The sequence below is a fragment of the Coprococcus sp. HPP0074 genome (genome assembly GCF_964238105.1).
In the GTDB taxonomy this organism is placed as follows: Bacteria; Bacillota; Clostridia; order Lachnospirales; family Lachnospiraceae; genus Faecalimonas; species Faecalimonas umbilicata.
In genome coordinates this window covers 158,547-177,952 of sequence record NZ_CAXSKS010000005.1, presented here as the reverse complement: position 1 = coordinate 177,952, position 19,406 = coordinate 158,547, and the positions used below count along the sequence as shown (strand labels likewise).

The window sequence follows — 19,406 nt, the reverse complement described above, 5'->3', positions numbered from 1 at the left end:
ACGCGTTTTCCTCTCTTTTCACAATTCTTTTCCCTGTTTTTGCATCTTATTCGCTTTTATCTATCTGACTGCTGTCTTTTACAAGTTCTATAAATTTCTGCATCTCCTGCGTCACCCACTTACTTTTGTGATAAAGCAGCTGGTTGTACATCACCACAGTCGGGAGGTCTGTCCTCACTTCCAAAAGCTGTTCTCTTTTCAGTTCTTTTTTCACGGTAAATTCTGGAAGAAATGAATATCCCATTCCCTTTTGTAACAAGTGGATGATTGTCTCTGTATTTCCGATCTCCAGAACCGGCAGAATCTCCAGATCCCGCTCCGATAGCAGACGTTCCAGTTCATACTGATAGGCAGCACCGGACTCTGTCAATAGAAAGGCTTTTGTTACCAGTTCCCTTGCCGGTACCTCTGCTTTTCTGTCAGAAATCTGCCCTGCCGGTGCCACAAAAAGAATCCTCTCTTTTTTCTGTACCGCCCCACACCACTCTGCATGACATATTTTTCGATCTAGAGTAAAGACAAGATCAATCTCATTGCTTTTTGCCATCTCCATCAGTTCCTGGGTTGTTCCTGATTTTATGATAATCTTCACTTTTGGATACTGTGCATAAAAAGAACACAGCAAATCTGGCAAAAGCGCAGTGCAGACGGATTCTACCCCTCCGATCCGCAACGTCCCGTCCAATTCCCGTTGATCTTTTGCAAAGAAACGTGCCTGATCAGTCACCCGCATGATCTCATTTGCATAGGAGGTAAACTCCATCCCACGCTCTGTCAGCGACACACGCTTCCCAATCCGTTCAAACAACGGCGTCCCTAATTCTTTCTCCAGCTGACGGATTTGCACAGTCACTGCTGACTGTGAATATCCAAGCTGCTCTGCCGCCTTGGAAAAATTTTGGGTCGCCGCCACCTTTAAAAATGTATTGATATTTCTTAATTCCATGATTTTTTCCTCATACCGGTAGTTTTTCTTATGAATTATTATCATATATCTTATAAAATTTATGAATTTTACGGATAGTTAAAAGTAGTATACAATAAAATCACGCAGGCGTAAAGTTTTGCCTGATCGCTATACAACGATGACAGCAGTATCCCTGTCAAGATCTGCTCCATCTATTTTTGATTTTAGAAAGGAAGTATCATTTATGCTGAACAGTGAAAATGTTTTAAATAGCGCACAATTGGAAGAAGCAATCAAGAAATTTGTACATACGTTTTGTCAAGAAAAACACGATATCCATTCTCAAAAAGTGACCTGGTATACCGACGAGACACAGTCAGAAAAAATCAGACAGATTGGATTTCCAAAGGACGGAAGACCTGTGGATGAGGTCGTCGCAGAGATGTCAGAGGAAGTCTATCGTTACCGCGGAGATGCCAACCATCCAAGGTTCTTCGGATTCGTACCGGGACCAGCCTCTTCCATCTCCTGGCTTGGAGATATTATGACTTCTGCCTATAATATCCATGCAGGCGGCAGCAAACTGGCCCCGATGGTCAACTGTATCGAGCAGGAAGTGCTCCACTGGCTCTGCGAACAGGTTGGCTTTACAGAAAACCCTGGAGGTGTCTTTGTCAGCGGTGGCTCCATGGCAAATATCACCGCACTGACCGCTGCTCGCGACCACAAACTAACAGATGAGACGATGCACCTCGGAGTTGCTTATCTCTCTGATCAGACACACAGCTCTGTTGCAAAAGGATTGCGAATCATCGGAATCCCAGACAGCCGAATCCGAAAGATTCCGACAAACAGCGATTTCCAGATGAGAACAGAAGAACTGGAGGCACAGATTCAGACGGATATAGAAAATGGCCTGATCCCATTTGTTGTCATCGGAACTGCCGGAACAACAAATACCGGAAGTATTGATCCACTGGAAGAGATTGCCGCAATCTGTTCGAACTACAAATTATGGTTCCATATCGATGGTGCCTACGGCGCTTCGATCCTTTTAAGTCCAAAGTACCGCCATCTGTTAAAAGGAACCGCGCTTGCTGACAGCATCAGTTGGGATGCACATAAATGGCTGTTCCAGACTTACGGCTGTGCGATGGTACTTGTCAAAGACATCCGCCATCTATTCCACAGCTTCCATGTAAATCCGGAATATTTAAAGGATATTGAAAGCGATGCAACTCACATCAATACATGGGATATCGGAATGGAACTGACACGCCCTGCCCGTGGCTTAAAATTGTGGCTCACACTGCAGGTGCTCGGAACAGATCTAATTGGAAGTGCGATCGAACATGGTTTTGACCTCGCTGTCTGGGCAGAAGAGGCACTAAGAGATCTTGACCACTGGGAAATCGTGTCCAAAGCGCAGCTTGCGATGGTCAATTTCCGCTATACCTCCGAAGATCTGACTGAGGAAGAGACTGATCTTCTCAATGAAAGAGTTTCTGAGAAAATTCTTGCAAGTGGTTATGCCGCTATTTTTACAACCGTCTTAAACGGCAAAAAAGTACTGCGGATCTGCGCACTGCATCCAGAGACAACAAGGGATGATATGCGCACGACCATCCATATGCTTGACACCTTTGCAAGAGAGATGCACTCTTCCATAAAAAAAGAACAACTGCCAGAAAAATAAACTCATAATAAAAACCTGCCGCAGGATAAGCTTTCACGTCTCTCTTTTTAGAGAATTTCCATGAAAACTTGTCCTGCGGCAGGTTTTATCCTTTATTGATCTTGTGTTTTGTGCTCTATTCTTATTGAAAAACTTTTGGAAGACATTCTGTATCCATCTTTCTACAACAGATACTCATAGATTGCCTTTGCTACTCCATCCTCATCATTGCTTGTTGTGACTGTCTTCGCAATTTGCTTAAGTTCCTCCTTCGCATTTCCCATCGCTACCGGAAAACCGACCCGCTCCAACATGGAAAAATCATTTGCATTGTCACCGATCGCCATCACCTGTAAAAGTGATATGCCCAATGAATCACAAAGAGCTTCCAGCGCCTTCCCCTTATTTGCCTCTGCCTGCGTAATCTCAATGTATCCACTTGTCGAAACAGCCACCTCCAATGTCACAAATCGTTCCAGCATTTCCTGCAGCACCAGAAGTTTTTTCTCATCTTTGGAAAACACCTGGATCTTTTCTACCGGTTTCTCATTTTCCCGCACCCACTCATACAGATCTTTCTGTACCCTATGCGCTTTAAAATCTCTATGATATGCTACATAGCGGTATGCTGCCTGCAGGAAAGAATTATCATAGCACTTCCCTTCCTGGTGGATCGCAATTCCAATTTCTTCCTCCTGACACTTTTTCAAGATCGCACAGGCGGTCTGATTTGGGATCAGCCTGCGGTAAAGAATCCTCTGCTCCTTAAAATCATATGCTTTTGCCCCGTTGGAAGTGATGAAATACTCCACACCATCCATCCGACGAATCTTTGCAGGAAGTCCTTCCAGGCATCTGCCAGTAACAGGAACAACCAGGATTCCTTTCTGAATCGCAAGTTCCAGGGCCAGCTTCGTCTGCTCTGTCATCTGATGTCTGCTGTTTACGACAGTTTCATCCATATCTACTGCCAACAATTTGATTTCCATATCCATACCCGCTTTCTTCTTTTAATTTTCTATTTCCTTTTTCTTCCAAAACGGAAGCAAACCTAACAATGCTCCACCTGCCGCCGGCAACATCCAGCCAAGATGCAGTTCATAAAGCGGAAGCTTTTTCGCCCATTCCGTCAGCATCCCCAGTTCAATTCCCACACCTTCCATCGCATTGATAAATGCAATACCAAATGCAACAGCCATACTAAAGATATAGACCATCTTTCTTCTCCCTATCCATTTGTGTCCAAAGGATAGAACGATCAACACAATCAGTACCGGGTAGATCATCATCAGCACCGGCTGAGAAATGGTAATCATGTAAGACAGCCCTACATTGCTGACTGCAAAACTGAACAGACAGACAATTGCCGTGATTCTTCGATACGAGAGCTGCGGAATCAACTCGTGAAAATAATTGGCAAAAGATGTCGTAAGCCCGATTGCCGTCGTCATACATGCCAAAAATACTGACATTCCAAGTACAATCCCACCTGCCGGGCCAATCAGATCACTTGCCACTGCATGAAGAAGTGCTCCACCATTTGCAAAAACAGTCTGCGTCGTTGCACCGATGTATGCCAGCATATAGTAAATCCCGCTTAAGATCAATACCGCACCCATTCCTGAAAAAATTGTATATTTTACAATGCTTTTTCGTTCTCTCACCCCAAATCCAGTGACTGCATTGATAATGATGATCGCAAATACAGGCCCTGCCGGACCGTCCAACGCATTATAACCTTCTATCATCCCTTTAAAGAACGCAATGTCCTGATATTCTCCGGTCGACTGAACCGCTCCATACTGTATGACATTACCCGATTTATCTGCAAACAGACATACAAAATACAACACGGTAATGCTGATAATCAAGATTGGAGTCATATACTGTCCGATAATATCAACAATCTTTTTCGGATTCCCACTGAAATAATAAGTCAGCGAAAAAAATACCGCCGTCACAAGCAGAGAAACCAACCACACATATTCTTGTGGAATATACGGGCGGATTGCCAGTTCATACGATACGCTTCCGGTTCTTGGGAGTGCAAAGAGCGGTCCGATCAACAAATATACTGTCACTGACAAACATAATGAAAATCTTCTACTGACCAGATTTCCTAAATCTGTGATCCTATTTCCAAGTAAAACAACTGCAACAATCCCAAGCAGAGCGATCCCTGCATCTGTCAGAATAAACCCCGCAAGTGCCTGCAAATAATTTTCTCCCGCAAGCTGTCCCATCGCCGGCGGAAAGATCATATTGCCCGCTCCAAAAAAAATAGCAAACAAAGTCAAGGTCAATGACGATATTTGCTTCAGATTCAATTTTTCCATATATCTTACTCTCCTGTTTCCTCTTCTCTTTTCCGATTCTAAATCCGAAAATTGTTTCTAAAATATCATCAAATCTGATATTTGTCAACTGTTAGCCACTTCGTTTATTCTCTTCAAGATAATCATACCTCATATAAAATAACTGTTGCCACACTTTTCTGAAACTGTTATGATAAAGACCGAAAGAAATGACGATGAATTTCACAATAAGAAAGGACAACCAATGAAAAAGACAACCTGGAAAGTACAAGACCTCACTTTATGTGCACTTTTTACTGCACTGACTGCAATCGGCGCATTTATTCAAATTAATATCCCCGTAGAACCCATTCCGATGCACTTTACACTGCAATTTTTCTTTGCACTGCTGGCAGGATTTTTGCTCGGGGGAAAACTTGGCAGTTTAAGTATCGGCATCTATCTGATGATTGGACTTTGTGGTGTTCCGATCTTCGCATCCGGTGGCGGACCATCCTACCTGTTAAAACCAACTTTTGGATTTTTGCTCGGATTTTTCTTGGCTGCAGGTGTTGTTGGAATGCTGACCGACCGATTTGCCCCGAAGCGGTTTCTCACTTACTTTTTTATTTCCATGGCAGGGCTCTTTGTGATGTACTTATCCGGCAACCTCTATTTCTACTTTGTCAGCAACTACATCGCACACATTACCGTATCGTGGAAAATTGTTCTGATCAACTGCTTCCTTTTAACTGTAGCCGGAGATTTTGTCCTGTGTGTGCTATCAGCAATTGCTGCGCAGCGGCTGACCATTATTATGAGAAAAATTTTACATTAAATCCATTCAGGCTGAGGTATCATTCCTCAGCTTTTTCTCTGAGAAATTCCTAAATTAGTTTTTGTCTCTTTTTTCCTTATAATCGAAGAATATACTTATAGGCATTTTCCCCTGGATGAATATAATATCCCTTCTCTATTCCATCTAATTCATAACCACAATCTTCAAAAACTTTTTGCATTGCCTTATTAGACTCTCTTGTTTCTCCGCAAAAATATTTCACTTCACCTTGGCCCATTTCTTTTGTGACATGATCCAATAATTGATGGGCAAGTCCTTGCTTTCTCTTATCCGGATGAATTGCAAGGCTCATAATCTTTACATAATCTTTTTCTCCACTCCAATTGTAAACAAAAATTTGCCCTACGATTTTTTCGCTATCCAATAACGCGTAATAAATTGCCTGCTCGTCTTCTAATAAACTGCGCCAGTCTCTTTCTTCCCAAAAATCTGTCGGAAAACAAACTTGATCAAACTCCATCATCTCTTTGATCCATTTTACATTTAATTTTCTTAGTGTCATCGGCATTTTTCTCCACTCACATTATGTAATATCAATTTGCACAATCTCACTATTTGTTCCAATTCTTATCGGCATTTGGAAATATCCAGCACCCGAAGAAACAATGCTGTGTGTCTTGTTCGTTTTAGAATATCCGTAAAATCCCTGCTTTCCATAAGACCATTTTGTAAATAAATTCGCAGGAAAAAACTGTCCTTTATGTGTATGTCCGCATACTACTAGATCTATGTTGTTTTGAATCCCATCTGCAATTCCCACCGGATTGTGATCCATCAATATTTTAGGCTTATCTGAACAAATTTTCTGCACAATTTCTGTAAGGGCCTTACGTTTTGGATTTGAATTTATATCATCACGCCCGATAATTATAAAATCTTCTGTCTCTATGATTTCATCGACAAGCAATCTGAATTTGTTTGATCTATGATTTTTCTCAGCTGCCTTTTGTTTACAAACGTTCCCGTATGGATATCACTCAAAAAAGCAATCTTAACAGGATTTTTCCTATCTTCCAACGGAATCGCATAATGCTTTATATAAATGTGATTCGCATGCAAAAATCCATATACAGTCAACAAAACAGAGACTATGATTGCCAAAATATATACTTTACTATCAGAGAAATGGATAAACATTCCTATAAAATCCTCTGCCAGAAGACAAAGGACCAAATTTAGCAAAAAACTCAAAACCACACTGCATAACTCGTAAAAACTTCTTGTCTTTTTAATCTTCCTTTTACTTGTATGATACAAAAGCATCTTCATGATCTTGTTGAATTCTTTAAAAACAGCGTATTTTATGACTCCCCTCGATGTCTTTCTACCCATGCTTCAAAATCCTCAATCACCGCTTCTTTTGGATCTCTTTCATACCAGTTTTCTGTATAAGGATTCATTCCCATTGGTACTCCTTGATATTGCAGTATCTGTTCCAACTGTGCAAAGGCATCTTCCACTTTTTTCCGCTGTTTTCTAATCTTCCCTTCATCCTGCCCTTCTAAAAGGCTTGTAAAATATCCAAGCCACTCCCCGATAGCATCGCGCAGAGCGCCTGTCGACTGCACATAGAGAGCCTCCCCTTTGGCTATGAGATACTGATTTTCCTCCTTTTCTTTTGGATGTATTTTCAGCTTTTCAAACACTTTTAGCTTCGCCTCTTTTTCAGCTTCGGTCATGGAACCATCCTCCTTTTGGATGACTATCGTCTGTCTCTGACCGGTCTCCGGCGTATGTAACTGTACTTCCAAAAGACCATTGATATCGTAGGTAAACCGGATATCAATATAAACCTCTCCCGCCCTTTTTGGAGGAACATGAAATTTGATCTGTCCGAGAGGCAGATTGTCATCTGCGTAGTAATTTTCCCCCTGATAGACATTGACGACAACCTCTGTCTGATTGTCATGGGAAGTATAGTACCGTTTTTCTCTGCTGGCAGGAAGAGAAGTATTCCGCTCAATTAGTATGCTCATCATATCTCTGTCACTTCCATCATGATTCCGAACGCCGACTCCAAGCGAAAACGGACAGATATCTGTCAGAAGCATATCTTTGATTTCATTGTCCCGCTCTTTGATCCCGACGACAACACCAAGCCCCCGCGCAATCATCCGGTCCGGATCGCACATCTCAATCTTTCTTCCTTCCAAAATATAACTTAAATACTGCCTTACAATCTCCATTTTACAGGAACCGCCCACAAGAACAACCTCTGTCAGTTCTTTTGGCGAAACCTTTCCATCTAGCAGAACACGCTTCACCGGTTTCTCCATCCTTCGGAAAATCTCTGCTCCAATATGCACTACATCTTGTCTGGTCAGACTCAGATCCCATGACTGCTCCTCATATCTTACCCGCATCACTGCATCTTTCGCAGTCGTCAGTTCCATCTTGCATCGCTCCGCCGCTTTTATGATCACTGCTCTTAACTTTTCATCCAGTGAATCCCACAACAGATTCTGTTTCTCGCAGAAATATTTTGCGATCACACTGTCAAAATCACTTCCTCCAAGATGATTGTCCCCGCTGACCGCCTCAATCTGAACAACATTGTCAAAACATTCTACAAGGGAGACATCTAAAGTTCCTCCTCCAAAATCGAAGACAAGAATTGTGGCATCTTCCCGCTGTTCTATATTTTGGCAGGCAAGCGCTGCTGCAGATGGCTCGTTGATGATACGCTCTACCCGTAGTCCTGCCAGCTCCCCGGCACGCTTTGTGGCAGCTCTCGCTTTATCGTTAAAATATGCCGGAACACTTATGATTGCCTCACCGACTTCTTCCTGCAAAAATTCCTCCGCATCTTCTTTCATCTTCTTTAACAAAAATGCAGAAAGTTCTTCCGGACGAAACAGTCGACCGCCGAGGGAAAACTGCTTATCCGTCCCCATATATCGCTTAAATACACTTGCCGTCTCATCAGGATGTGCAATCATCCGCTCCTTTGCCGTCTTTCCTACATAAATCCGATCTCCATCCACGCTCACAAAGCTCGGTGTCAGATATTCCCCGCTGCTGTCCGGGATCAGCACACTCTTCCCATTCTGCCACACGGCTGCCAGACAGTTCGTTGTCCCTAAGTCAATTCCAATCGTTCTCATTTTCCTCCACCCTTTCTCTCATAGACTTCCTCAATCAGTTGATAGGCTTCTTCTTTTTTTGTTTCTGCTTCTGCTCCCGTCACAATAATTCCTTCCAGTGCACAGACCTTTCCTTTTTTATAAAGCATCGTCACCGGCATCCGTTCTTCCGGAAGGTACAATGCCACTTCCAGCTCTATACTGTATTTTTCTTGCAGCTGCCAAAGCGCTGCCTCATACCGGGCAAACTCTTCTGCCCTCGTCGGCATCACATTCACATAGTTTTCCAATGTTGTCCCCACGGGATCCTTCAGACAGAATACAAAATAGTCATTACAGTATCTTGTATTCTGATTTTCTCCGGCAAATGCCTCCAGCATCTGATCACTTCCCGGCTTCGTCAGACGATACTGTTTCTCCTGCTTCCAGAAGCTTTCCAGATCCTGCTCAAATTTTGTATGATATCCGGTCTGTCCCAGCCATGGCACCTGCAGTTTCCCATAAGTGCTGTTGATCTCTGCCACTTCTGTTTTTACAAATGCTTCCTCACTTCCAGTTACTGCCACAACTTCCGCCTGCATGGCTGCTTCCACCGCTTCTGCCTGCAAAGTGTCAAAGTATTTCTCTCCATCTTCATCTTTCCATAACCACGCAAACACTTTCTCGGTCCCTTTCTTTCGCAGTTCTACACCCATGTAAGTATGATCCCATCCCGAAACCGAAGAAACATAGACATGATATTCCGGAACGCTAACTTCCGTACCCGCATATTTTTCCGTAAGATACGTTAACAGCGACTGTTCCCCTTCCTTCTGCAGTTCCTCTTTTGCCAGCTGAAGGTCACGTTCGGCAGACTTTGTATCCTCGATCAGCTTATCTGCTGCATCCATAGTTTCTGCCAGCTCTTCTCTCTGCTGATCCCATGTTTCACTGTCCTCCCTCGTTCTTGGAAGAATCAGGAATGCAAGCAGACTAAATACTGCCACTAGCAGATAGATCATTTTTCGGATGTTTCCATTGTGCTTCTGAGGTTTCTTTTTCCCTGTCGGAGGAAGTTTCCTTGCTGCTTCCAGTGCACGCGCAACTCTGTTCAGTGTCTGATTCAGTTGCTCCAGATGTTCCGGAATATACCCGGAGGACTGTAGTTTCTCCTCCAGCTCTTGTCTGGTCAGCGCAATCTGTCGACAGATGATGTGAAATGACTTTTCAGAAACATTCCGTTCGGCAAAAATTCCTCCACAAAGTTCCCATAACACCGGCTGAAATTGATTTTCCCGAAAAACTGCAGACTGAAAAAACACATTCCACAACACTGCTTCCTGTTCCGGTTCCTCTCTTAACGGTTCCAAAAAGGTTAGAAGCTCCTGCAAGATGCGGTCCTGCTCTTCTTTCTGAACTTTCTCCAGTTTTGAAAGAATATGCTCAAAATCAAAAGCAGTTTCCTCTTCCTCGATATCCTTTGACTTTTCCAGGGAAATCGCCTCCGGAACGCTTTCCGGCACAGCATCTTTGTCTATATATTCTTTTTCTGCGCTTACTTCTACCGCAGTCTTTTGCTCTGTGTTTTCTTCCCAAACAACAATAGAATCAGCTTCTGCTCTGTTCTCCAAGCCACTGAAAGAATCACTTTTTTTCTGCTCTTCTTCCTCTGTCCAAGCATCTTCCCCGATTGCGGAAGCAAACTGGATCGCTGCTTCGTATGCCTCGTGGATTTCCTGCCATTTCTCCGGGTATTCTTCCGGGTGGTAGCGCGCTGCTAGTTTTGCATACACCTTTTTGATCTGTTTTTTATCTGAAGTTGGCTCAATGCCAAGTACTTTAAACGGATCTCTCATGCTCCTTCTCCTGCTCCTCCTCAACACGCATCATTTTCATGCGCCGAAAATAAGAACTCATCTCGTCTGCCATCCCGGAAAGCCGGTTCAGCAATGTAGAGAAATCATTTAACATAATATCATCTTTGAAATATGGATACACAATATCATGGTCAATCTCACTCCACCCTTCCTCAAAGAGCGTTCTTCCCTGAATCTCCACATAATGCCCTTTATATTTGATAATATAGTGCAAGGAACGGTAAATTCCCCCGGAACGGATCTCAATCAGCTGATCATCGTAAATTCGACTGTCTCCCGCCCGCTTATACACTTTTGGCCGCTCTGCAATATAATAGTGATCCGCATCCTCATCAAAATCTTCCAGACGATTTTCCACATACTGGGCAGGATCATTTTCAAACACCGACGTGATATATTGATGAAAATGAATCCAGTCCTCACGGTAGAGGAAGAACACGCGGATACCGATCAAATCTGTAAAATATTTGTGAAAATTCCAGCGGTCGATCCGGTCAAACTTCCGGAAATTTTCTCTTCGTTTCCGGATAATCTTCTCCAGAAGATGTCCCGGTTCCTTCGTTCGGTAGCGGTAAGAATGAATCCCCGCCTTCTGGATGTCATAGAGGTATTCATCTACAAAATCTTTTCCGATCTCCCGGAGCGTCGTCTCCATAGACTGGTAATTCTCATAGATTGCTGTCAGTTCTTCCCAACTGATCTTTGCCTCCTCAAAATCCTGCTCTGAAATTCTGTATTTCTGAAGAAATTCTTTCTTATCTAACATTCTACTCCTCTCTTGTGCATGAAGATGCTGCACGCTTATTTCATTTGCAGCACCTTCCCTGCATCTATTCTGTTAAAACAGTGTTGCCTGCTCATATTCCATTTTTACATACTCAGCTTCTTCTACATCGATCTTGCTGCGATAATCTACAATAACGGTCTGCTGTTTTTGTCCGACCATCTTCTGCCCGAGCAGATAGTTGACATCAAATTTGCCGATGATCGCAGGTGTCGCACCTCTTGTCGGCACGATCAGCTGCACCCGATTTGCTGCAAGCATCGCAAAGATTGGTTCCCAGATATATGTATCCTTCGCCGCACCAAATGGATTGTCGATGAAGATTACTTTTTTTAGAGACTCCTCATTTGCATGGTAGGAATGAATACTTGCAATGTAATTGATGATTGCGATCAAAAACTGGATGTAGATTCCCTGCGACTGTCCGGTACTTCCAACTGCCTCCTCGTATCTTAGGTGGCGACTCTGTTCTTTGATCCGCTCTCTTTTGTAAAGTTCCAGACTGATACGGTTCATATCTGTGACGATTGCCGAGAACATTCGCTTCATCGACAGTTCTTGAATGAGATATTTTTTCTTTTCCTGCTCGGTCTCGTATTTTTTCAGGTTTTCAATCACTTGTCCAAGATAATTGGAAATCTGCATTTGCTGCTGTTCTTCTCTCACATATGGAATCTTCAACCGGACGATCTGCGTCAGTTTCTCATCGATCATAATACTGCTGAGTTTCGGAAACTTATCCAGTTCCATGCGGATCGTATTGCACCGCTGTAAACATTGATTTTCAAAACTACTTTTAATCTTCTCGATATCACGAAGGCTTTCCTCAATCTGATCTCTTCCCATTTGGATCATCACACATGCTTCTTCCAACCGCTTAATCGTCTTATCTGCCTCCTCAAAACTTTGCGGAACCGGGATCTGTTCTTTCATCTGCAGTGCAAAACTTCCTGCGCCAAGTCCGGTCAGCGTCTCTTCACACCACGCCTTTGCCTTGCCAAATGCAGTTTCTGCCGCTGTTTTTCTCGCTTTCATCTTCTGCCATCCACTCATGATCTGACGCTCGGTTTCTTTCCAGTCTAAGATAACAAATCCTGGAAGTGTCTTGACGGACATATCTTTGATGTGATACTCTTCTGCAACCCATGTAATCTTTCTGATCATCGTCTGGATTTCTTCCTGCGCTTTTCCAGTTTCCTTCTGTTTCCGGAACAATTCTGCCAGTTCTCTCTTGCACTGCTGTTGTAGCTCTTTCTGCCGTTCCTTCTCTATCTCAATCGTCCCTGCTGCAATCGGGAGCCGCTCGATTCGGTAGAATCTCTCCCTGATCTGCCCGGCGATCACATCTGCTTGTGATTGGAATCGCGTACATGCAAGTACCAGCTCCGATACTTTTTTCTCACATCTTTGTAATAGCTTCTCTTCCTCCATCAGATGTTCTTTCTGCGCCTCAATCTCTTCGTCGGACACTTCCGCAAGTTTCTGCTCCTCATAGAGCTGTTCCAGCATCTTTACATCTGCCTTTCTGCTTCTTAATTCTCGCAGATAGGATGTAATCTGTTCCCGGATGACCTGAAGTGTCTCGCTTTTTTCTCTTACATCTTTATTTTCCTTTTCAAATGCTGCGATGGCACCATCCAACTCTTCCTCCAGACGTTCCGGAATCGGTTCTTGGATCGGAATCTCTTCTTTATAATAGGCAGCATATCTCTCCCATCCCATCTTCCGTTCCATAATCTGTGCCGTAATCTGCCTGATTCGTCCGTCTGCCTCAGAAATCTCCCGCTCTTTTGCCTGCACCAGTCTCCAAAGTGTTTCCTTTTCCAGTTCCAGCTCTGCTTTCTTTTCCTTCCACTCCCTTTGATTTGCTTCCACAAGATCTGACTTTCTAAATATGTCCTCCAGCCTTTGCAAGGACAGGATCTCCTCTGCCAGTTTCTTAATCTTTGCTGCACTTTCAGGAATCTTTCTCTCCAGCTCTGCAGCTCTTGCACACAGTTTCTTTTCCTTCTCTTTTAACTGTTCCTGTGCCTCCATCACCTGTGCTCTTTTTTCTTTTCTCTCCTGCTGTTCTTCCAGCCAACCGGCATAGTTTTCGAAATAGTTTGTCACATACTCTTGCACGCCATCTGTGTCCGCTGTCAGCACTTTCTGTTGTTCTCTCAACTGTTCCTGCTTTTTATGTTCCAGATTCAATACTTCTTCTGTCCGGTGTATTTCTTTTTCCAGCTGCTCTTTTTCCAGAAAATACGCAGTTTCTTTTCCTGCAAACATCACTCCGTCCCCTGCATCAAACTGTCCATGCTCCAGATATGTCTGATCCACGACCGGGATCATCCAGCTTACATTCTGCCACTCTTCCGGTTTTGGTTCTGCAAGGATCTTCTCGTAGATCCGGTGCCCGACGACAATGCTGTACGGCAAGTATGGAATCCGGCCAAGCACCTCTTCCTTTTTCTCCCCCTGCATCTGCTCTAACAACTCTGTGCCAAGCACTCCATCCCCGTATTTTCGGTAAAGAAACTCTTTCAGCTGCTCTGCTTCCGGAGTTACCTGGAATAAAATTCCTTTTTGAAGCTGCTCCAGCTGTTTTTGCAGTTCTGACTGACGGTTCTGTCCGTCATGGAGCAAAATGATCGTCTCCCGCTGTTTCTCCTTTAACAACTCCAGTAACCGGTAGACATCTTTCTCGCCATATACTTCCATTCTCTGTGCTACTTTTTCTGTCAGCTCCTCATAGATTGCCAGCTGTGCCTGACATTCCTCCTCTTTTGTATGCAATTCCTTTGCCTCATGCTCCAGATCCTTAGCCATCAGCCTGTCTGACTGAAGCTGTTCTTTTATCGTCTCACACTCTTGTTCCAGCGTTCTCTTCGACTCTCGCTCGGCATCTTCTTCCTTTTCTTTTTCTATGATCGTATCCTTAATCTGCTCCCGGAGAAGAAATGGGAATGCTTTCATCCCCTCGCCGATTTCTTTTTGCAGAGCGGTGCGCTCTTTCTCATTTTCTATAAGACGGCTTTCTAATACAGCGCGGGCATTATCGCTTTCCCGCTCCTTTTTGTCTGCCTCTTCCTTTTCTCTTCTGGAAGTCTCTCGATTTTTCTCAGCCTCATCTTTCTGCCTGTTAAGCTGTTCAAAAATCTGCTCATCTTTTCTTTTTTTCTGGGCAGTCATCTCCAGTAAAGACTGGTAGAGTTCCTCATTTCCCTGCTTCATCCGCTCCATCTCTGCCTCGATAGTATGTGCCCGCGACTGTGCTTTTGCGTAATTAAGAAAATACTGGACAGACTCTTTCTCTGTCACAGTCTGTCTTAATTCTTCGACTGCCTCTTTCAACTGCTCTTTCTGCTTTTCCTTCTGTTCTCTTTCATAATTGGCTTCATCAAGATGACATTCCAGTTCCTGCAGATCTAAAGTCAACAAGATTCGCTCCGTTTCCTGCTGTTGTTCCTGCATGTTCTGCAGCGCTTCTTCCAATTGCTCCGCCTCTGCCTCAATCCGCCCTCTTTCATCAAAGAGGGTATGATAAAATACGCTTGTCTTCTGCTCATTTTCCCTGCACAGTTCAAAATTCTGTAACAATGGCTCAAACTTTGTCAGAAACTCTTGAATCACCGTAATCTGCCTGTCATAATTAGAAATCTGCTCCTTTTTCTTTGACAGTTCTACCATCTGTTCCCGGATATCCAACAGTGTCTGTGCCAGTTCTTCAGCATCCTTTTCCTTACCGGTCTGAAGCTGGTATGCCTTTTGGATAATCTCCTCGATCAAAAGATCCTCTACTACTTTTCGGCTTGTCCTATAATTGCTCTCAAAATAAGTACGCACATGACCTTCCGTCTTATTGATCCCACGGATAATGTTCCACTGACTCTCATATAATCCATGGCCTGCAATGAAACTTTGATATTCATTTTTGGAATTTTCAAAAATTTTCACTGAAAGCTTCCGGTTTGATTCGGCCTGAAGCCGTTTGATGAGTTCTTTTAGCCCTTTAAAGGTAATCCGCTCTTTTCCATTTACAAGAGGAAGATTTAAAATATCATAATCATTAAACTCATTATAAAAAATACAGTAGTTAAAATATTCAATCGCCGAAGATGAGACTTCCTCCTCCCCCTCTTTGATTCGATCTGCCTTCTTTCGTGCACAGAATCCAGTCGTCATAAACCGAAATCCACACTCTTCCTGATCCGGCCTGTCAAGGTCCCACTCGATCAAAGAGTGGATGACACTACTCCCGGTGCTTCCCCGAAACAACTTTTCTACCGGCTGTTTGTCATCCAGTGTACAGTTTGGGATCAGATTCTGCAAAAGCAGAAGCATCAGAACACTCTTTCCCCCTCCATTTGCCAGATCATAAAGGCTGTTTTTCCCTTGAAACCGAAGGCACAAGTCGTCATAAAACTGAGTTCCCACGTTATATTTGATATTGTTTACCCGGATTCTGTTAATATGCGGCATCGTCTCTACCTCCTGTCATAATCTCATAAATACGACTCTGCTCCGATTCAAAATAGCTCTCGATCAGCGTCGAAAAACGGTCTGTCGGATAATATCGATCCTCCACTTCCAGAAACAATCCTTGACGGATCAGAAACTGAAATGTCTTCTTTACCATTCCTGCCCGGGAACCTTTTTCTGCACGGATCACGGAACTATCCTCATTGGTGAGAAGTGGCAAATCCCAGGCAAGCGCCATCTGCTCAAAACTGTATTCCTCCACCTCTGTCAGTGCAAGCGTCTCCACTTTCTCTGCTAACCCTTGAAAAGAAGCATCTACTGCTTCCACAATTTCCGGAACCTTGACATACTCCTGATAAGTATAAGTCGCTGAATCTGTATAAAATTTTGTGATGATGTGATAAATAATGAAGTAGCAAAGGAACAACTCCCGATTGAGCCGAAGTCCGATCATCTCCTTTAGTTCTTCATTCGTATATCCAAAAACATGATTCGATTCTCCCGGTGTCAGATACAACCCTCCCCGGTAATCATAAATCTCCAGATTCAGCGCCTTTGTAATCTTATTTACCGTATCAAATATGTCTCCATTCTGCGTATATGCCTCATAGAGCTTCGTATGTTCACCCTGATATTTTACTGCCTCCTGATTGATCAGTCTGGCAAAAATCTCAATCCCTGTTTCCAGCGTCTGCTCTGTCATCTCCATTCATCCTTTCCACTCTTATGTTCGTCACCGAAAAACATTCGAGAAAAGTAACTGGTTCCTCATCCGTCAGTGTTTCCAGACAAAAATCCATCTGCAACTCTTCCTCGGTGCCTTCTATTTCAAAATATTGTTTCAAAACTGCCTCAAAATTTGTCGCCGGGTGTCTTACTGCATCCCGAATTACAATCTCATGCTTCTGGCACAGATTGACGAGGAACGAATAATAATCTCCATTTGCAAAAATCTTCTGTCCATACCGTACCTCTAATTGCTCATTCCACTCCCGCAGCGTGAAACAGTCTGTTTTCTTCAACATCGCAAACAATTCCCGCACAAGTATCCGGTAATTGCTGCTGATCCGCTGTTCTTCCAGTTCGTCATCATAGACATAATCCGCCTCTTCCTCTGACTCGATCTCCTCACGTTCCTCATCCATACCGCGGCGTAATGCCAGCATTTCATCCAGCCGCTTCAGATCAAACATCTTCTTCTTTTTCGCCTGAAACAAGGGCTCCGCAAGCAATTTCAATTGTTCCACATCATCTTTTGCAAGGGCCGTCTCAAGAAACTGACGGAAATAGACAACCGGACGAATCGCGTTTAATGTCCCCTGTTCCACCATACTGTCGACTTTTCTCCTCAAATCCATACACTCACTCAATAACTCTGAATGCATCGCCATCGCCCGCTTCAGTTCGCTATCCAACAAAAAGATCTCTTCTTTATTTTTAATCTGATCAACCGGAGATAGCATGGACATTGCCCCGGCAATCAGCCTCGTATTTTTCATAAACAGATCGTGTTCCTCATCAAACCAGCAGACACTCTCCTGAAAAAATTCCCGGTAGAGAGAAAGTCCGTTTTTCAAATCATGCACAAGTACCTGCAGTACTTCTCTCTTCTGCATTTTCAGTTTGAGTACCTCATTGCAGATTCGCTTTACAATCTCACGACCGCCTTTGAAGTTCTGGGTGCGGATCATCTTCTCCAAAAGAAGCTGCTGTATACTGATCTTGCTTTCTTCTTTGAACTCCTTTGTGTTCAGATAAAATTCAATCCCACTCTCCGTAATGTAATAATAAATATTTCCTTCTTGAAAATGACTTTTCATCAGCCATACTCTGGCAACCTTCCGGATCTTCTCCTCTGGATCATAAAATTCATAGGAGAACGGCTTTCCGTCATTTTTTATCTTATCAAACACATACCCTGCAAGCTGAGCATACTCTTCCGGTGTACAGTCCAGTGCAAACTCACTCTCCAAAAACGGAATGACAAAATTTAAATAGTCCGTATAAGTTACTCCGGTATTGTTAAAATTATTTTCTTCGATCAACATTCTAAGCACTGCCATCAACACATATCCTATGTCAATCGACTTGTATTTTCCATTTTGAAACTGCTTCAGATCATGACTGACAATCTCAAAAAATGGATAATATTTTTTCATACTCTCCATCCGAAGCCCTTGTTCTGCCCGGATCTCCTCAAGCAAATTTCTATGTAACTCCATTACTTCTGATTCTCCTTGTAGTATTTTCCACCTCTGCTTCCCCGACAAGAATCAGTGCTTCCTGCGGGATATAGCACAGATTTTTCAACATCATTCTCTGCAAAAAATCTGCTGTCTCTGTATCAAATTCCTGAAGGGCAGATGGTAGTACCTCCCGCGCCCGATTCTGAATCTTCCCTCTGATTTTCCCGGGCTTTCTCTCACTTCCTCTGACTGCCTCTAAAATCTTCTCATAAAACTCCATCTTCAGCCAGATTGAATACGATGCATACTGCGTTTTTAATTCATAATAAATCGCAAACCCTTCGGGATCGATATCTCCAAAATATTCTATGGTATCTGTCTCCATTATACCAGTTTCTTCTGCGAGAGAAAAGGCTCTTATAATCTTCCACCCCTCCCCGTAAATCACACAATCATATTCCGTTCCATATATTCCGTTCTTGATCCGAAAATACGTATCTTTATTTTCTACGATCAAAATTTTCCTGATATTCTTTTCAAAAAAAGATGGGCGTACCTGACAAATAAATGGCTCCTTCGTATAGAAAGCATGCAGATCCGTCTCTATATCAAATCCCATCCGATTTAACAGATGTGTGTAAGCTCCGGCCTTTTTCCTGTGCCTTCCCCTACCATCCTTTTCCGTACTCATTTCCTGCTCATCTGACACTTGCTTCCCTTTTTCTCCCTCCGGCTGTTCGAATGCTTTCTCATCACCGAACAGGTAATAGCCAAGTTCATTTGCAGTCATCCATACTTTCTCTGTCCTGCAATAGTAGTTATAGAGTATACCAATCGCTTCCCGATCCTGCTCAAACGCTCTCCGGTTTCTCTTATAAAATTCAAGCACCTTCGTGCCCACATAGGAATGCAAAAGAGCAAGATATTCCGGATCTTCCACCACTTTTTCTTTATTGCCGACAATCTCATACCGTTCATAGACCGTCGCCATGTATCCCGGTTTCTTACTTCTTTTCACCGGACTTAGCACTCCCTCCTGAACAAACGCTTCCAAAAGCTGCTGAAACTCCCTCACTCTCCCGGTTCTAATCTCCAGGAGCTTCCTCTCTTTGTTTCCCGCTGCCTGCTCAATCAATTCCTCATAGGTGACACGGATATTCCCTGTTTTTTTCTTCTCTCTGCGCTCTGCAAAATACCGTTCCAGATTCTTTCTCATCCTCTTTGCCCCCTCACTTTTTCGTACTCCAATCATATCATATCCTATTTTGAATTTCATCCGATTTCTAACTTGTACA

General features: G+C 43.3%; 14 protein-coding genes. 2 read left to right on the top strand and 12 right to left on the bottom strand.

Features of this window, described 5'->3' with window-relative positions; genetic code table 11:
* Nucleotides 1-46: 46 nt before the first annotated feature.
* Nucleotides 47-946 carry a LysR family transcriptional regulator gene (locus ACESPO_RS08180; protein WP_499788668.1) on the bottom strand — a complete coding sequence of 300 codons (900 nt, stop codon included), beginning with the start codon at nucleotides 944-946 and terminating at the stop codon, nucleotides 47-49.
* Between the two features lie 205 nt (nucleotides 947-1,151).
* On the opposite strand from ACESPO_RS08180, the gene ACESPO_RS08175 reads away from it, so the two are divergent.
* Nucleotides 1,152-2,603 (top strand): pyridoxal phosphate-dependent decarboxylase family protein, encoded by a 1,452-nt coding sequence (locus tag ACESPO_RS08175; RefSeq protein WP_499788667.1) that lies wholly within the window; start codon nucleotides 1,152-1,154, stop codon nucleotides 2,601-2,603.
* 161 nt (nucleotides 2,604-2,764) lie between these two features.
* Here ACESPO_RS08175 and ACESPO_RS08170 read toward each other — a convergent pair whose 3' ends face one another.
* Nucleotides 2,765-3,577 carry a Cof-type HAD-IIB family hydrolase gene (locus ACESPO_RS08170; protein WP_499788666.1) on the bottom strand — a complete coding sequence of 271 codons (813 nt, stop codon included), beginning with the start codon at nucleotides 3,575-3,577 and terminating at the stop codon, nucleotides 2,765-2,767.
* Between the two features lie 15 nt (nucleotides 3,578-3,592).
* Nucleotides 3,593-4,918: a branched-chain amino acid transport system II carrier protein gene (gene brnQ / locus ACESPO_RS08165; RefSeq protein WP_336305262.1), complete on the bottom strand. Its 1,326-nt coding sequence runs from the start codon at nucleotides 4,916-4,918 to the stop codon at nucleotides 3,593-3,595.
* Nucleotides 4,919-5,141: 223 nt separating this feature from the next.
* On the opposite strand from brnQ, the gene ACESPO_RS08160 reads away from it, so the two are divergent.
* Nucleotides 5,142-5,714, top strand: a complete 573-nt coding sequence (locus ACESPO_RS08160) for a biotin transporter BioY (RefSeq protein ID WP_016438465.1) — start codon at nucleotides 5,142-5,144, stop codon at nucleotides 5,712-5,714.
* A gap of 76 nt (nucleotides 5,715-5,790) precedes the next feature.
* On the opposite strand, the gene ACESPO_RS08155 is transcribed toward ACESPO_RS08160, so the two are convergent.
* The 9 genes from ACESPO_RS08155 to ACESPO_RS08115 form a co-directional block, all read right to left on the bottom strand.
* A complete protein-coding gene (locus ACESPO_RS08155) occupies nucleotides 5,791-6,237 on the bottom strand; it encodes a GNAT family N-acetyltransferase (protein WP_336305261.1) in 447 nt (148 codons plus the stop codon).
* 21 nt (nucleotides 6,238-6,258) lie between these two features.
* Entirely contained in the window at nucleotides 6,259-6,642 is a 384-nt protein-coding gene (locus ACESPO_RS08150) for a metallophosphoesterase family protein (protein WP_009262199.1), read from the bottom strand.
* A gap of 394 nt (nucleotides 6,643-7,036) precedes the next feature.
* Complete coding sequence (locus tag ACESPO_RS08145) at nucleotides 7,037-8,839, bottom strand: Hsp70 family protein (RefSeq protein WP_336305260.1); 1,803 nt, start codon at nucleotides 8,837-8,839, stop codon at nucleotides 7,037-7,039.
* Complete coding sequence (locus ACESPO_RS08140; protein ID WP_336305259.1) at nucleotides 8,836-10,653, bottom strand: J domain-containing protein; 1,818 nt, start codon at nucleotides 10,651-10,653, stop codon at nucleotides 8,836-8,838. Before ACESPO_RS08140 ends, ACESPO_RS08145 begins: the two co-directional genes overlap by 4 nt.
* Nucleotides 10,637-11,440 (bottom strand): RelA/SpoT domain-containing protein, encoded by an 804-nt coding sequence (locus tag ACESPO_RS08135; RefSeq protein ID WP_009262203.1) that lies wholly within the window; start codon nucleotides 11,438-11,440, stop codon nucleotides 10,637-10,639. Before ACESPO_RS08135 ends, ACESPO_RS08140 begins: the two co-directional genes overlap by 17 nt.
* A gap of 72 nt (nucleotides 11,441-11,512) precedes the next feature.
* Complete coding sequence (locus tag ACESPO_RS08130) at nucleotides 11,513-15,925, bottom strand: coiled-coil domain-containing protein (protein WP_336305258.1); 4,413 nt, start codon at nucleotides 15,923-15,925, stop codon at nucleotides 11,513-11,515.
* Complete coding sequence (locus tag ACESPO_RS08125) at nucleotides 15,912-16,628, bottom strand: DUF6063 family protein (protein WP_336305257.1); 717 nt, start codon at nucleotides 16,626-16,628, stop codon at nucleotides 15,912-15,914. Before ACESPO_RS08125 ends, ACESPO_RS08130 begins: the two co-directional genes overlap by 14 nt.
* Entirely contained in the window at nucleotides 16,597-18,147 is a 1,551-nt protein-coding gene (locus ACESPO_RS08120; RefSeq protein WP_117576709.1) for a hypothetical protein, read from the bottom strand. Before ACESPO_RS08120 ends, ACESPO_RS08125 begins: the two co-directional genes overlap by 32 nt.
* Entirely contained in the window at nucleotides 18,134-19,327 is a 1,194-nt protein-coding gene (locus ACESPO_RS08115; RefSeq protein WP_499788665.1) for a Wadjet anti-phage system protein JetD domain-containing protein, read from the bottom strand. The genes ACESPO_RS08120 and ACESPO_RS08115 overlap by 14 nt, the downstream gene beginning before the upstream one ends.
* Nucleotides 19,328-19,406 lie beyond the last annotated feature (79 nt).

Coding starts and splice junctions, on each gene's coding strand:
- ACESPO_RS08130 (WP_336305258.1), bottom strand. CDS start 15,925: ATGCCGCATATTAACAGAATCCGGGTAAACAATATCAAATATAACGTG.
- ACESPO_RS08155 (WP_336305261.1), bottom strand. CDS start 6,237: ATGACACTAAGAAAATTAAATGTAAAATGGATCAAAGAGATGATGGAG.
- ACESPO_RS08140 (WP_336305259.1), bottom strand. CDS start 10,653: ATGAGAGATCCGTTTAAAGTACTTGGCATTGAGCCAACTTCAGATAAA.
- ACESPO_RS08120 (WP_117576709.1), bottom strand. CDS start 18,147: ATGGAGTTACATAGAAATTTGCTTGAGGAGATCCGGGCAGAACAAGGG.
- ACESPO_RS08115 (WP_499788665.1), bottom strand. CDS start 19,327: ATGAGAAAGAATCTGGAACGGTATTTTGCAGAGCGCAGAGAGAAGAAA.
- ACESPO_RS08180 (WP_499788668.1), bottom strand. CDS start 946: ATGGAATTAAGAAATATCAATACATTTTTAAAGGTGGCGGCGACCCAA.
- ACESPO_RS08125 (WP_336305257.1), bottom strand. CDS start 16,628: ATGACAGAGCAGACGCTGGAAACAGGGATTGAGATTTTTGCCAGACTG.
- ACESPO_RS08175 (WP_499788667.1), top strand. CDS start 1,152: ATGCTGAACAGTGAAAATGTTTTAAATAGCGCACAATTGGAAGAAGCA.
- brnQ (WP_336305262.1), bottom strand. CDS start 4,918: ATGGAAAAATTGAATCTGAAGCAAATATCGTCATTGACCTTGACTTTG.
- ACESPO_RS08145 (WP_336305260.1), bottom strand. CDS start 8,839: ATGAGAACGATTGGAATTGACTTAGGGACAACGAACTGTCTGGCAGCC.
- ACESPO_RS08170 (WP_499788666.1), bottom strand. CDS start 3,577: ATGGATATGGAAATCAAATTGTTGGCAGTAGATATGGATGAAACTGTC.
- ACESPO_RS08135 (WP_009262203.1), bottom strand. CDS start 11,440: ATGTTAGATAAGAAAGAATTTCTTCAGAAATACAGAATTTCAGAGCAG.
- ACESPO_RS08160 (WP_016438465.1), top strand. CDS start 5,142: ATGAAAAAGACAACCTGGAAAGTACAAGACCTCACTTTATGTGCACTT.